We start from the raw sequence: 14,274 nt of genomic DNA on the forward strand, positions 1-14,274 counted from the left end.
ATGAACAACCGCCCGCATCAAACACTTCCTACGCTTATCTGGCACTCTATCATGCAGACCATGGTTTTGGCTGTTTTGGCAGGTCTATTAGTGTCTTTTATTTATGGCTTTGTTCACTATTACAAAGACACGCGCCAGCATATTCAGGATTTAGCGACATTACTGACTATCAGCGCATCGATAGCAGATTCCACCGATATCGTCGATGAACAAATACATTTTTTATTAGAAAAAGAGCAAGGCATTGAGAGTATTTTATTTTATACCACCTCTCAGCCTATTGTTGAAGCCAATCAATTAAGAGATGATTGGAAAAATGCGCTATTTGCTAATACAGTCAGCTTTAACTATCCAGTTGTTGGCGATCCTACTAATAAAATTATTTCACCTAAAGAAGATGCTTTGGTTGGTTATCTGAATATCACTTTAGATGTGGCGACGCTGCGTGAGAATTGGATTAAAAAGAACCTACTGCTATGGCTTATGACAACGCTATTGGCGATTATTTGGGCGTTGTTTATCCTGCGTAAGCTGAATTGGCCGTCAAAAGATATCGCTAATCTGACGGCAGCTTGCGATATGGTTATAAAAAATCCAGATATTGAGCAGTTACCTCTGATTCAACAGCGTTTTGAGTTTCAGGAGTTGGTACAGATTAAACAGGCTTTCATTACCCTATTTGATCGCCTGCAAATTGCAAAGCAAGATTATCAGGCACTTGCGGCTTTCGAGCAACAACTGCATCATAAAGATGTGTCGCTTGATGTGCAGCTACATAATTTTCAAAGTATGATTACCCATGAGCTAAAAACTTCACTAAATGCGATCGTTGGCGGCTTACAGCTACTAGATGATGAAAAGTTAAATCACGAGCAAAGAGACGCGGTTGATATTATTCGAGAGGGTAGTGAAAAGCTGGTCTTAACCTTAGATCAAATTATTCAGTTAAATCAAATCCAGAAAGGTCAAATCAGCCTACATGTGCACGAATTTAATCCATTGCAACTAATCGCTGACTTATTGGCAGAGTTTGAGCCAGCTATTAAGAAAAAGGGCTTAACGTTAATCAGTCATATCCATCATAACGATTATATCCTCGAAGGCGATGCTGAAAGAATACAGCAAATTTTAGCGATACTGGTCAGTAACGCCATGAAGTTCACACCAGCAGGTCAAATCACCATTACGTCGCAACTGACCCATTTTGATAACAGCAATCGCTGGCAGATTAGCGTAAAGGACACTGGTATCGGGATTGATAGCAGTTTTATTGAAGATATTTTTAATCCATTTTTTCAAGTAGATTCATCGCAAACTCGTCAATACGAAGGGTCGGGAATTGGTCTGCCAGTGGTTAAGCAAATGGCTCAGCTGATGGGGGCCAGCATTGAAGTGGATAGCACTTTAGGTATTGGTACGAATTTTACAGTTACTATTCCCATGTCTAATCAACACCATTCTCAACAACAGCAACATCTGCGTGGCTTAAAAATTATTTATTACTACTATCATGAAAAAGGGTTGTTGGTAGATCAATTACAGCATTTGGGTGCTGATGTGGCCTGCTATCAACATGAACAGCTGGTTATCGATGAGGTACATGCAAAGCAATTTGACATGCTGATGTTTGCAGAAGATGTGTTCCCCAGAAAAGCAGCCTCATTAGCGAGTCATATTCGTGCGGCTGAGACAGAATATCGAACGCTACTGGTGTTTTGGTATCCACAGCAGCAAGCAAAATATTTAGCCGATTTTGAGTTTGGTCTAAAGGCTGCAGGTATAGACTATTGCGAAGTTGCCAAATACGAAGACAAAGCGCTAAATGATTTACTAAAAAGCTGGCTGACATGGTCATAAAAATAGCGAGAAATATAAGATTTTAGACATAAAAAAGACGCCTCGATATGAGACGTCTTTTTTATGTTGAGCTTTATGATAAAAGCATTATTTCAAAACGCTATCATTGTGCTTAAAATAAGTTCTGGGTCCAACGAGAAAAACGTTGCCAGATACGGCTCATAAAGCCTGATTGCTCAATATCGCTTGTCGCAATCACAGGCACAGAAGCCACTGCTTTGCCATCTATCACAGCCATCATTTTACCGATTTCTTGACCTTTTTTGATAGGCGCTTCTAAGCTTTCAGGAATATCGACCACAGTAGTGATTTTATTCTTTTGAGTCTTAGTGGTCAAAATCTGCAAATTATCACCAGTCGCTACTTCTATCTCTTTTGCTTCACCAAACCAGACAGGAACTTTGCTGACAAACTGACCAGCAGGTGCTTGAGTAACCGTTGTGAAGTGACCAAAACCCCAATTGAGCAATTCACGCGACTGATCAGCACGTGCTTGCTGACTTTCAGTGCCCATAATGACAGAGATTAGGCGCATACCTTCACGGTTGCTCGAGGCTGCTAAGCAATACCCAGCTGCATCCGTATGTCCTGTTTTTAGACCATCAACAGTAGGGTCGGTAGCGAGTAGAGCATTACGATTACCTTGAGTGATACCATTATAGGTAAACTCTTTTTCTGAATAAATGCTGTAGTAATCGCCGCTGTTTTTGATAATGGCGCGTGATAGCTTGGCCAAATCTAGAGCAGATGCTTGGTGACCCTCATCAGGCATACCAGTAGAGTTGACGAAATGGGTATTCTTCATACCAATCTTTTGCGCTTGCTCATTCATCAAGATAGCAAACGATGCTTCGCTACCAGCAATATGCTCAGCCATTGCTTTTGAGGCGTCATTACCTGATTGAATAATAATACCGCGTAGCATATCTATAACACTCGCGCTCTTATTCACCGGTACATACATGCACGACTGGCTACTACTGCCGCGGCACCAAGCACTTGGACTCATCAATACCTGATCGGTTTCTTTGAGATCGCCTGAAGCTAAGCGCTGTTCAATGATGTAACTGGTCATCATTTTGGTCAAAGATGCTGGCGGCAAGGCTTGATTGGCATTTTTCTGTGCCAAAATTTCACCCGTGTTATAGTCCATTAATACATACGCAGTATTTGCCATCTCAGGCGGCTGTATGGCTGCACTTGCCATCACTGCACCCATAGAAATACTGACACCCACTACCAGCTGCACCAGCTGTTTTTTCACACGCTTTACTGTCATAGATTGTTACACCGCATCATAAAACCAAATGTATCTGTCGCTTGTCCCCAACACCATACCTTCACACAATCTTTGGCAGACTATGTTAAATCTCAGGTTAAACCATAGATTTTTTGAGAGTAGAGGAGACTAAAGCAACGGACATAAAACTAACGCCTTATCTTAGCAAAATGCCGCCCGATGGGGAAACGATAAATACAATAAAATAAAACGTTATTAAAAATAGAGTGAATAATTTTATAAACTTCACTCATAAAAAAGCTTGCTACTATCCTTATTAAATAATAGGGATAGCAGCAAGCTTTTTGTAGCGAGTCATCTAAATAAACACTCAGCACTGGCTTATATAATAGTTATTTGACCACTTTATACAGATATTAAAGAGATAAGAAAGTAGATTGTTATCGTTAATTATGGCGATCTTTACCTCTTTAACCTCTTACTATGGCTTAAAAACGTATTTCGATAACATAGCGTATCAACAAAGGGCTACTACTGATATTCAGCATTCGCTAAATCTTCACACAATGCTTTATTATCTTGCTTAGAAAATCCCATCGTCCAGCTACGAATACCTTGCAGAATTTGACGATAATCTTGCTGAGTAGATAAGTACTGGATAGCTGCTTTTGGGTCTTCTAATGACGGCATCAACTCATGAAGCTGCACGTTATAAGACTTATAAAAACGCTGCTTTTGCTTACCATTTAGCATCGGCGGGCATATCTCTGACAGCACTTGCATAACCGCAATTTCATGTTTTGTGATATTGATACCAGATAAATCTAAAGGTATGGTCGTCGCAGAATTGGGTGCAGCATTTGTGGCTTGAGACAGCATCGCAATAGATGTTATCAATGCTGCTAGCCCGACTTTTGAGGCACTTCTTGCCAATACAGAAGTCATAGATAATATCGATTGATTTTTCATTCAGTATCACACTCGCTTATCTTTATTTAATGGTGCTATGTTAATGGGTAAAAAAACAAATGTCACATAAAATATTGATTTATGTGTAGAGATATTGTGAGCTAAATCAGGTCTCCAGCAACATAGCCGTATTATAAACCGGTAAGTTACCTCAACATAAAAGTATAAGTTGTAAATGTTGTGGGTTGTAGCCTACTGTAACCTCAGCGCAGGTTTTCAATGCTGAAAAATAGGAATCTTGCTCTGGGCAAATCATTCAACAAACTACGTTATTATGCAAATTATGTATAAAGAGTGGGTTCGTCTCAATAGTCTATTAGGGTATAATCGCCCGAAATAATCATAGCTATTTACTATGTAAACAAACATAGATGGGCAGTATCAGTAACTGATATAGCTTTAAGTATCATACTTTTAAATAGAATGATATTAGTAGCAATAGCGGTGATTATAGCAACTTTACGCAAATAACGTAGATAAGCGGATGAACGGTAATTCATAAATAGATTGAGTAAATATGAAGATTTTAATGAGCAATGACGATGGGGTTTATGCACCAGGTTTGCTGGCACTATATGAGGCATTATCTACTATTGCTGAGGTCATGGTGGTTGCGCCAAATAGTGAGCAAAGTGGCTGCGCCAGTGCCTTAAGTATCACCACACCCTTATATACGCATCAATTGACTTCTGGTTTTATTGCTGTCAATGGCACACCAGCTGACTGTATTTATCTGGCATTAAACGAAATATATTCTGACACAGAGTTTGATTGTGTGATTACGGGCATCAATTCAGGTGCCAATCTTGGTCAAGATGTTATGTTTTCAGGCACTTTTGGGGCGGCATTAACCGCTCAGTTATTTGGCATACCCGCTATTGCGACCTCATTGGTAGGCGGTGGGGCAAAAACCAGTGAGCAGGAATGTGAGCGTCATTATCAAATGGCAGCAAGTGAGATTGTGAAATTATTGAGAGATACGCCAATATTGGATATTTGCAAAAATTTGCCCTATCACGTATTAAACGTTAATATTCCTGATGTGAGTAATGCTGATGAGATTAACGGTCGCAAAATGACAGCTTTGGGGCATAGGAAAATAGCGCGTCCTGTCCACCATGTGGTAGATCCACGCGGGCGAGATGCATATTGGTTATCACTACGCAAGCGTCAGGATATATTGGCAGATAATACTGATCATGATTCGTCTGGTACTACTATGACTGATGATCAAGCGGTTGCCGCAGGTTACATCAGTCTATCGCCTGTACGTTTGCACCATACGCCAGCCGCCACACTCGATATGCTATCAGCGTTAATGCTGTAAGATGAATCGAATATTGATGATGGCAGCTAAGATAGCTAAACACTTAAACGGTATAACAGTTAGCAAAATGCTTGTGAGTCACACAAGGAGTTTGTACGTAACATAAAGAATAGGAAATCTTGTATGAAGAAGCTTATTGCTGGATCGCGATTTATCACAGTGGCATTGCTGGGCACGATGGCTGCTGCCACGGTAACGATGGTAGGCTGTGCTACCAAGCCCACTTACCAATCAGCCAACCAAGCGGGACCGAAGATTATTACCAATAATCAAGGGGTTCCTAACTATCATCGTGTGCAGCGCGGCGATACGGTCAGTCAAGTGGCGGCGCGCTATAATCTCAATTACCGTCAAATTGGTTCACTGAATGGCCTAGACAGTAAATACACCATTTATAGTGGTCAGTGGCTCAAACTATGGCAAGGTGAGCCGGCAAGTGCCAATAATAGTAATCGCTACAATACTCAATCTGCACCAGTACAACCTACTTATACACCGCCTGTGACCAGCACGCCTAACTTTTCACAACCGCCCGTCTATGAAGTGACTGCCAATGCAACGTCAGGCTATGAGTATCCGACCCGCAACCAAATAACCCGCAACTTCGATGCAGCATCTAGCACGATGGGCATGTGGTTTGCTGGTAACGTGGGTGATCCGGTGCAAGCAAGTCAATCAGGTACGGTTCTTTATTCGGGTAACGGTCTGCCAGAGTATGGCAACTTGATTATGATTCGTCATAGTGACAACTATATCACTGCTTATGCCCATAACAGCCAGCTGTTAGTGAAAGAGGGCGATAGCGTTCAGCGTGGTCAACGTATCGCAAATATGGGTAATAGTGGTCAGACCAATCAAGTGGGTTTGGAATTTCAAGTACGCTTAAATGGCAACCCTATCGATCCACGAGCGGTACTAGGGCGTTAAATTTCTTATTGTTTGGCGATTAAATGGAATTATCTAAGCCACATTGCAATTTACTTACGGATACTTGAGACCTCTTATGCGATTAAATAAACACTACCTTGCCTTTTTCCCCGCTCTAGTCATGGTCGGCTGTACCAGTCAGCAGGCGATGCAGCAACCTAATAAGCCAGTTCGTCAAGGTAATGTGCAAATTACCCAGACTCAAACCATTCAAGTGAAGCCGACTCCAGCACCGGTCATTAAACCAACACCCGCAAAGCCAAGCTACAATAGTTTTTCTGATTGGAAGTCTGATTTTTCTATGCGTGCCATTTCATCAGGTCATGATGCTGCTACGGTTCGTCGTCTGCTCGATTCTGCTTACTTAAATCAACAAGTCATCTCGCTTGATTCAGGACAGCCAGAGTTTTCAAAAATGCCATGGGAATATGTCGATTCTGCGGTATCAGATGGTCGCGTCAGTACTGGTAAGCGTAAGTTCGCTGAGCAACGCACGTATTTATCGCAGTTACAGTCGCAGTATGGCGTCAATGCAGAAATCATTGCAGCGATTTGGGGCATGGAGTCGTCATACGGCGTAGTAACGGGTAATAGTAGTATTCCAAGCTCGCTAGCCAGCCTTGCTTATGATGGGCGCCGTCAAGAATTTGCCGAAACTCAGCTATTATCACTAGCGACACTATTGCAGCGCGGCGATGTGTCTTGGTCACAGCTCGACGGCTCTTGGGCAGGCGGTATGGGGCAGACGCAGTTTATCCCTGATACCTGGCTTAAGCATGGGGTTGACGGTGATGGTAATGGACATCGCAATCCATGGTCGACGGGCGACGCCTTGGCGTCTACTGCTAATTATCTGAGCAATTCAGGTTGGGTACGTGGTTTGGCACCATTTTATGAAGCAACCATTCCGTCATCATTTGATTACACACTGGTTGGTACCAAGCAGCCTGCTGCTAGATGGGCGTCAATGGGCGTCGATACCATAGCCGATGTGTCCTTGGATGGTAACACTCAAATGGAGTTGTGGCTGCCAGCGGGTAAAGACGGTCCGGTACTGCTACTCAGTCCAAATTTTGATGTCATAAAAGTATATAACAATTCATCAAGCTATGCCCTCGGTGTTAGCTTACTGGGTAAAGCGCTGATTGGACAAGGCGGTTTACAAAAGTCATGGCCACGTTATGAGCGCCCGTTATCGACGTCGCAAGTACGCAATTTACAACAGCGTTTGACAAGCTCAGGCTACGATACAAAAGGCTCTGATGGTATCGTAGGTACCAATACTCGCAATGCGTTCCAGCGCTGGCAAGCAGCCAATGGTCAAACGCCAGATGGTTTTATTACTCAGCGTAGCGCGTCTTCGTTGGCGGGGTGGTGAGATAGGTTGAAATCACTATTTTTGGATAATGGTTGTTTTCAAAGGTTGTTTAAAAATAACGATGTTAATAAATAAAAAAACTCCGTTTTATAACGGAGTTTTTCATTGTATAAGGATAACAGCAGCAGTTTTGATGTTTAGGTATTTAAATAGTAATGGTAAATTCAAACAATTCAAACTCTGCACTATCAGCCATAATACCTTCATCTACGCTTGCTGTAATTGCACCAATCACGGCACTCACTTTTTGCTGGCGCTTGTCCTTATTTAACAATCGCCAATCACCAAGTACATAGCGAGTTTTACCCTCATTACTTTGGTGGATTTCAGGACGATGGGTATGACCATGTAGTAGGGCATCAAAGCGATAAATAGCTTTATTCACTGCTGCTTCATTAACATCCATGATATGCGCCGCTTTATTGGCATTATTCTGCTGACTTTTTTGCCGCATTTTATCGGCGATAGCCAAGCGTTTTTCTAATGATTTATTGAGCAAATACCACTGCGTCAAACGATTACGCATTACTTTACGAAAAAACTGATACTTTTTATCATCAACGCATAGTGCATCACCGTGTTCTAAGCGATAGTTTTGCTGTCCAACGGTTAAGGTATACGGCTCATAAATAAGCTCGCCACCGAATATATTACAAAAAGGCTGACCTAACAAAAAATCACGGTTGCCATGCATGATTAAAATCTCACAACCAGCTATGCGCAGTTTCTTTAACTTAATGATAAGTGGTGTGAGCCAATGTATTTGTCGTTCCTCTTCGGATAAAGACAAATAAAAATCATCCCCAAGCCAGACTTCAAACCAGTCACCTAATATAAATAGGCGTTTAAGGGCAGGCAAGGCAAGGCAATCATCAAGCAGTGCCAAAAAAGCCTGCACTAAGGCAGGCTCTTCAGGCGATAAATGCAAATCGCTAATCAATACTTGTCGCACCTCATGAGGGCGGGTGGTAATTAGATGGCTGAAACTTTGCATTTATCCTTATCCTCATAACTTTAAACAGTAACGACTCATAAGCTTTCACTGATTCATCGCTACTAAGTAATAACTATTGAAGAATGATTACTGAGTGATGATGGTGGCTGAATTGATAACCACTGGCTCTTTTGGTACATCAGCATGCATACCGAAACGACCAGTTGGGACGCCGCGCATTTTTTCGATGACGTCCATACCGCTTGTTACTTTACCAAATACGGTATAACCCCAACCTTGCATGTTTTTGCCAGAATGATTTAAAAAATCGTTGTCTTTTACGTTGACAAAAAATTGGCTAGTCGCTGAATGTGGATCTTGAGTACGCGCCATAGCAATCGTGCCAGCGTCGTTCTTTAGACCGTTGTCTGCTTCGTTTTCTACTGGCTTGTTGGTGGCTTTTTCATTCATGTCAGCATCCATTCCACCGCCTTGAATCATAAAGCCATCAATGATGCGATGGAAAATCGTGCCATCATAATGACCAGATTTTACATAGTTTAAAAAGTTTTCTACCGTTTTAGGTGCTTTTTCTTCATTGAGCTCGATAACGATCGCACCCATACTGGTGTCAAGTTCTACTACTGGTGGCATGTCTACCATGTGATATTCCTCTTTGATTGCAGCGCCTAAAATGACGCTGTTAAGTGGTGGCTAAAAAGTTGGTGGTTAAAAAGTTATGGCTAGTCTAACGGCTTTTTTATCTCGTGTCATGTATCAGGCTGTTAATGCGTTCGCAAAAGCTGATAGAATAACGCAACTTTACCCATTTCTAAACGATTTTGACAAAAAGTCATCATAGCTTGGTGTTTATAACACACTGTTTTTATAACCCAAATTTTTGTAAATTGGCTTAAATTTAATGGCTGAGGCTTGTTTTACGATATCGTTTTACTTTATCAAATATTTTGAATTTTCCATGAGGCGTGATGGCACGTCGCATGAATTGACCATTTGCGTTAGGAGCAATGCCCGATGAGTGAGCACTCAAGCAATAATGCACAAAAAGACGAACACAAAAACGACTTTATTCGTAATATTATTCGTGATGATGTTAATGCGCAAAAATACCAACAGATTGTCACTCGTTTCCCACCTGAGCCCAATGGTTACTTGCATTTAGGTCATGTTAAATCCATCTGTCTAAACTTTGGTGTGGCTGAGGAGTTTGGCGGTATCTGCAACCTGCGTTTTGATGACACCAACCCAACCGCAGAAAAGCAAGACTTCATTGATAACATCGAGAATGATGTAAAATGGTTGGGCTTTGAGTGGGCAGGAGAGGCGTACCATGCCTCAGGATATTTCGACCAACTTCATGCTTGGGCGATTCAGCTGATCAAGCAAGGCGATGCTTATGTAGATTTGCAATCGCCTGAGCAAATCAAAGAAAATCGTGGCTCATTTAATGAAGCAGGTACAGCGTCACCACATCGTAATGCCAGTGTTGAAGAAAATTTGCAACTCTTTGATGATATGAAAGAGGGCAAATATGCTGAAGGTAAAGCAGTGCTACGTGCCAAGATTGATATGGCAAGCCCTAATATGAACCTACGTGATCCTGTTATCTATCGAATTATGCATCAAGCACATCACCAAACGGGGGATAAATGGTGCATTTATCCGATGTATGACTTTGCTCACCCGTTATCTGATGCGCTCGAAGGCATTACCCATTCATTATGTACGTTAGAGTTTGAAGACCATCGTCCATTTTATGACTGGGCAATAGAAAAAGTTGGCTTTGAGCAACCGCCGCATCAGTATGAGTTCTCTCGTCTAAATGTTGACCATACATTAACCAGTAAACGAAAATTAAAGCAGTTGGTTGATGAAAATATCGTTAGCGGTTGGGATGATCCACGTATGCCGACGATTGCTGGCATGCGTCGCCGTGGGTATACACCAGAAGGCTTACGTGATTTCTGTGAGCGTGTTGGCGTGACTAAAGTAGACAGTGTTGTAGACTTTCGCTTATTAGAATTTAGTATTCGTCAGTCACTAGAGACGACGACTGCACGTGGTATGGCAGTGCTCAAACCATTAAAAGTGACCATTACCAACTTTAGCGATGCTGTTAGCAGTTGGGATTTGCAAAAGGCTGACACCGTTCAAGCTCGTTTTGACGATGCCTCGCAGACTTTATGGTTAACTCAGCCCAATCATCCCAATGTCGATATGGGTGAACGTGAAATTCCATTTACTGAGACCATTTATATTGACCAAGGCGATTATGAAATTGAGCCGCCAGCAGGTTATAAGCGTTTATCACCAGAGAAGAATGAAATTCGTCTGCGTAATACCTATGTATTGGCCGTGACGAAGCATATTTTAGATGATAGCGGTAACGTGATTGAGCTTAAAGCAACGATTGATCCGGCGACTTTGGGCAACAATCCTGAAGGTCGCAAGGTGAAAGGCGTGATTCATTGGGTATCGGCTAGCCAAGGCGTTCCAGCCACGGTGCGCATGTATGAGCAGCTATTTAGTGTTGAAGACCCAAGTGGCGTCGCTGACGTCCATCAAGCCTTGAATCCTAACTCATTGACTGAGCTAAATGCTGTAGTTGAGCCATCATTGGTCAATGCAGACGCTGGCACGCGCTTCCAGTTTGAGCGTGAAGGTTACTTTATCTCTGATAGTAAAGATCATAGCAGTGATAAGCCTGTCTTTAACCAAATCGTCAGCTTACGTGATAGTTATAAACCTGCTTAAGTTATCATTAGCGCAGTTCATATTTATTGTAAGAAAATACTGAACAATAGTAGTTTGCAATGTTGCCCATTTCTAGTACGCTAGGGATGGGCTTTTTTGTGAATAAGTATAAATTTTAATCGTAGATGGTGAGGGTATTAAAATGGCAAAATTTTTAAACAGCAGTGGCACGACTTATCATTTAGAAGAGTTGATTAAAAATGCGTCTGATAGATTGATTATTATTAGCCCCTATTTAAAGCTTAATGAGCGTATCAAAGAGCTGTTAGAAGATCGTAATCGTCTCAAAATTGATATCCGTATCGTTTATGGTAAAAATGATTTGCACCCTGAAGAAATAAACTGGCTCAAAAATCTGACTTTTATTCGCACCAGCTTTTGTAAAAATTTGCATGCAAAATGCTACCTGAACGAAAATGAGTGCATTATTACTAGCTTAAACCTTTATGAATTCAGCCAAGTAAATAATAATGAAATGGGCGTACTGATTTACCGTAATGAAGATGCGAAACTCTATGCCGATACTTATGAAGAAGCCCAGCGTATTATTCGTATCAGTGACGAAGTCAGAATGTCACTTGAAAAAATAATTGAGCCTAGTAATAGTGTTGATAACAACCTTAGTTCTGAGAGTGCTTCTCAAGTCCCTACTGAAACTAATTCTCCTAAACCTACAGAAGTAGCAACACCTAATTATTCTAAGTTAACGACGGCAAAGCTTGCCAAAGAGCTGGGCTTTAAAACCCAAGAATTAAACGATAAATTACTGACAGCGGGGTATCTGAAAGAGCAAGAAGGTGAGTTGTTATTAACAGATGCTGGGCGTGCCGCAGGTGGTACAAGTAAGCGTGGAAAGTTTGGTGAGTTTTGTCTGTGGGATTCAGGGATGGTGATATAAACGTCTATTTAACTTCTTACTTTTTAGCTCATTACTTTGTTTTCAAAGAATAATTTTGCTACATTCGTATTAGTAATAAAAGGAATAACCGCATTACAATCCGTCACAAGACATTCATAACCAGTTTGTTAAGATAAAGTCAGTTTTTTTGTTGAGATGCTTCGTAGATATTTTAACCGCTGAGTATGTCGTTGATAATAAGAGCGCGCGTAGATAGCATTCGATAATAGCGCTCGTCACAATCATAAATAAGGAAATCAAGCATGGCACATTTACGTTTAGGCGATACCGCACCAAATTTTGATGCAACCACTACTGAAGGTGATATCAATTTTCATGAGTGGGCGGGTGATAATTGGGTAGTTTTCTTCTCACATCCAGCCGATTTTACCCCAGTATGTACCACTGAGCTTGGTCGTGCTGCTGCGCTAAATGGCGAATTTCAAAAGCGCGGCGTGAAGCCAATTTGTATCTCTGTTGACGGTATCGATGACCATCATGCCTGGGCAAAAGATATCGGTGAAACTCAAGGTACTGAACTGAACTTCCCAATCATTGCTGATCCTAATAAAGAAGTGGCTGAGCTGTATGACATGATGCATCCAAATGCAGACAGCACGCATACCGTACGTAGCGTCTTTATTATTGACCCAAGCAAAAAGATTCGACTAACACTGACTTATCCTGCTAGCTGTGGTCGTAACTTTGACGAGATCCTTCGCGTGATTGACGCATTGCAATTGTCTGATGAATACAACATCGCAACGCCAGTAGATTGGAAAGATGGTGATGACGTTATCATTCCGCCAAGTGTTAAAAACGAAGATATCGCTGCCAAATATCCAAAAGGTCACACAGAAATTAAGCCGTATCTACGTACCACTCCTGCACCTAATAAATAATAAGCTGGAGCATGTGAGCTTGATGAAGAGATGATTTAAAAAGCCCCATAATGCAAAATTGTGGGGCTTTCTGTTATTCAGCTTAACATCAGAAGCATCAGCTAAATAAGGCTTTGCTATGATGAACAGAGTACGCTATAACTAGTAAATCAAGTATGCATGATTTAGAGATGAATCGTTATCGTTAATACTTGAGTTAATGGAGCATTTGATACTTGATGACACAACAATCATAATAAAGTATAGCAGCGCTAAGTCGCTTTTAAGCCCACCTTACAAGGAGTTTTTATGAAAAAATTATATGTCACCCGTACTGCACCTAATCCACGGAAAGCACTTATTTTACTAGCATCAAAAGGTATCGATATTGATGATATGGATGACCTCGATGTGATTGATATCGATTTTGCTGCCAACGAGCAAATGTCAGAGGCATTTACCAAAATAAATCCTATGCAAACCGTACCTGTTTTGACATTAGATGATGGGACTGTACTCAATGACTCGCAGGCAGTGTGCGAATATCTCGACCGTGTTTATGGTGAGCGCTCGGTGATGGGCAATGATGTGGTACAGCGTGCGCAAGTATGCTCTATGCGCCGTATCGCCGAATTTGAGGTGCTATATAACTTTATGCTCGCCTTTCAGCATAGCCACCCATCAAAAGCCCAGCGTGTTGAGCAAGTACCAGAGTTTGTCGCGCCATCTATCGCGCGTGCTGTCAAAGCATTAGCATATTTTGAAACCCTGTTGGAGGGTCATGAGTATCTGGTCGGTGACCAGCTGAGCTTTGCTGATATTGTGCTGTATTTGGGTTTAGATTTTGGCAAAGTCCTTCAAGTCAATCCTAATGAACAGGGCGACAATCTTGCCCGTTTTTACCAGATGATGAACGAGCGTTTTAGCATCAAAAATATGGCAAAAGCCAAACCTGTTCATGAAGAAGATTAAAGTAATAAATTTTTTTAAAATGTAATGATAAGCAGCAACAGCTTTGCGTAACGAGGATAATTCCTAACGACGCAGGGCTGTTTTGCTATGGTTAACATTAAAAACAGGATCAGCAT

At 41.5% G+C, this 14,274-nt stretch carries 12 protein-coding genes; 8 read left to right on the forward strand and 4 right to left on the reverse strand.

From position 1 onward, the window contains the following. On the forward strand, window positions 1-1,857 hold the full coding sequence (locus PSYCG_RS03335; RefSeq protein WP_020442930.1) for a sensor histidine kinase: 1,857 nt from the start codon (window positions 1-3) through the stop codon (window positions 1,855-1,857). Between the two features lie 112 nt (window positions 1,858-1,969). Here PSYCG_RS03335 and PSYCG_RS03340 read toward each other — a convergent pair whose 3' ends face one another. Both PSYCG_RS03340 and PSYCG_RS03345 read right to left on the reverse strand, forming a co-directional pair. After that, on the reverse strand, window positions 1,970-3,136 hold the full coding sequence (locus PSYCG_RS03340; RefSeq protein ID WP_011513008.1) for a D-alanyl-D-alanine carboxypeptidase family protein: 1,167 nt from the start codon (window positions 3,134-3,136) through the stop codon (window positions 1,970-1,972). Between the two features lie 492 nt (window positions 3,137-3,628). Beyond that, a complete protein-coding gene (locus PSYCG_RS03345) occupies window positions 3,629-4,066 on the reverse strand; it encodes an MCR_0457 family protein (protein ID WP_011513009.1) in 438 nt (145 codons plus the stop codon). Window positions 4,067-4,583: 517 nt separating this feature from the next. Between PSYCG_RS03345 and surE the strand changes: the two genes are divergently transcribed. The 3 genes from surE to PSYCG_RS03360 all read left to right on the forward strand — a co-directional run bounded on the left by surE (window position 4,584) and on the right by PSYCG_RS03360 (window position 7,698). Next, entirely contained in the window at window positions 4,584-5,393 is an 810-nt protein-coding gene (surE, locus tag PSYCG_RS03350) for a 5'/3'-nucleotidase SurE (protein ID WP_041772224.1), read from the forward strand. Between the two features lie 123 nt (window positions 5,394-5,516). Further along, entirely contained in the window at window positions 5,517-6,320 is an 804-nt protein-coding gene (locus tag PSYCG_RS03355) for a M23 family metallopeptidase (protein WP_020442932.1), read from the forward strand. Window positions 6,321-6,396: 76 nt separating this feature from the next. Continuing rightward, a complete protein-coding gene (locus PSYCG_RS03360; RefSeq protein ID WP_011513012.1) occupies window positions 6,397-7,698 on the forward strand; it encodes a lytic murein transglycosylase in 1,302 nt (433 codons plus the stop codon). Window positions 7,699-7,843: 145 nt separating this feature from the next. Here PSYCG_RS03360 and PSYCG_RS03365 read toward each other — a convergent pair whose 3' ends face one another. Together PSYCG_RS03365 and PSYCG_RS03370 are read right to left on the reverse strand one after the other, a co-directional pair. Continuing rightward, entirely contained in the window at window positions 7,844-8,692 is an 849-nt protein-coding gene (locus PSYCG_RS03365) for a UDP-2,3-diacylglucosamine diphosphatase (RefSeq protein WP_020442934.1), read from the reverse strand. Window positions 8,693-8,779: 87 nt separating this feature from the next. Next, window positions 8,780-9,295: a peptidylprolyl isomerase gene (locus PSYCG_RS03370; protein ID WP_020442935.1), complete on the reverse strand. Its 516-nt coding sequence runs from the start codon at window positions 9,293-9,295 to the stop codon at window positions 8,780-8,782. A 372-nt stretch (window positions 9,296-9,667) separates the two neighbouring features. Between PSYCG_RS03370 and PSYCG_RS03375 the strand changes: the two genes are divergently transcribed. The 4 genes from PSYCG_RS03375 to PSYCG_RS03390 all read left to right on the forward strand — a co-directional run bounded on the left by PSYCG_RS03375 (window position 9,668) and on the right by PSYCG_RS03390 (window position 14,158). Further along, entirely contained in the window at window positions 9,668-11,407 is a 1,740-nt protein-coding gene (locus PSYCG_RS03375; protein WP_020442936.1) for a glutamine--tRNA ligase/YqeY domain fusion protein, read from the forward strand. A gap of 142 nt (window positions 11,408-11,549) precedes the next feature. Beyond that, on the forward strand, window positions 11,550-12,305 hold the full coding sequence (locus PSYCG_RS03380) for a phospholipase D family protein (protein WP_020442937.1): 756 nt from the start codon (window positions 11,550-11,552) through the stop codon (window positions 12,303-12,305). Between the two features lie 263 nt (window positions 12,306-12,568). Beyond that, window positions 12,569-13,207 carry a peroxiredoxin gene (locus PSYCG_RS03385; protein WP_011513017.1) on the forward strand — a complete coding sequence of 213 codons (639 nt, stop codon included), beginning with the start codon at window positions 12,569-12,571 and terminating at the stop codon, window positions 13,205-13,207. Window positions 13,208-13,495: 288 nt separating this feature from the next. Further along, a complete protein-coding gene (locus tag PSYCG_RS03390; RefSeq protein ID WP_011513018.1) occupies window positions 13,496-14,158 on the forward strand; it encodes a glutathione S-transferase family protein in 663 nt (220 codons plus the stop codon). The last annotated feature ends 116 nt before the right edge of the window (window positions 14,159-14,274 follow it).

Source organism: Psychrobacter sp. G, assembly GCF_000418305.1.
In the GTDB taxonomy this organism is placed as follows: domain Bacteria; phylum Pseudomonadota; class Gammaproteobacteria; order Pseudomonadales; family Moraxellaceae; genus Psychrobacter; species Psychrobacter cryohalolentis.

Excerpts from the sequence above, each read along its gene's own strand:
- PSYCG_RS03355 (WP_020442932.1), top strand. The coding sequence starts at position 5,517 with ATGAAGAAGCTTATTGCTGGATCGCGATTTATCACAGTGGCATTGCTG.
- PSYCG_RS03390 (WP_011513018.1), top strand. The coding sequence starts at position 13,496 with ATGAAAAAATTATATGTCACCCGTACTGCACCTAATCCACGGAAAGCA.
- PSYCG_RS03360 (WP_011513012.1), top strand. The coding sequence starts at position 6,397 with ATGCGATTAAATAAACACTACCTTGCCTTTTTCCCCGCTCTAGTCATG.
- surE (WP_041772224.1), top strand. The coding sequence starts at position 4,584 with ATGAAGATTTTAATGAGCAATGACGATGGGGTTTATGCACCAGGTTTG.
- PSYCG_RS03335 (WP_020442930.1), top strand. The coding sequence starts at position 1 with ATGAACAACCGCCCGCATCAAACACTTCCTACGCTTATCTGGCACTCT.
- PSYCG_RS03370 (WP_020442935.1), bottom strand. The coding sequence starts at position 9,295 with ATGGTAGACATGCCACCAGTAGTAGAACTTGACACCAGTATGGGTGCG.
- PSYCG_RS03345 (WP_011513009.1), bottom strand. The coding sequence starts at position 4,066 with ATGAAAAATCAATCGATATTATCTATGACTTCTGTATTGGCAAGAAGT.
- PSYCG_RS03380 (WP_020442937.1), top strand. The coding sequence starts at position 11,550 with ATGGCAAAATTTTTAAACAGCAGTGGCACGACTTATCATTTAGAAGAG.
- PSYCG_RS03375 (WP_020442936.1), top strand. The coding sequence starts at position 9,668 with ATGAGTGAGCACTCAAGCAATAATGCACAAAAAGACGAACACAAAAAC.
- PSYCG_RS03365 (WP_020442934.1), bottom strand. The coding sequence starts at position 8,692 with ATGCAAAGTTTCAGCCATCTAATTACCACCCGCCCTCATGAGGTGCGA.
- PSYCG_RS03385 (WP_011513017.1), top strand. The coding sequence starts at position 12,569 with ATGGCACATTTACGTTTAGGCGATACCGCACCAAATTTTGATGCAACC.
- PSYCG_RS03340 (WP_011513008.1), bottom strand. The coding sequence starts at position 3,136 with ATGACAGTAAAGCGTGTGAAAAAACAGCTGGTGCAGCTGGTAGTGGGT.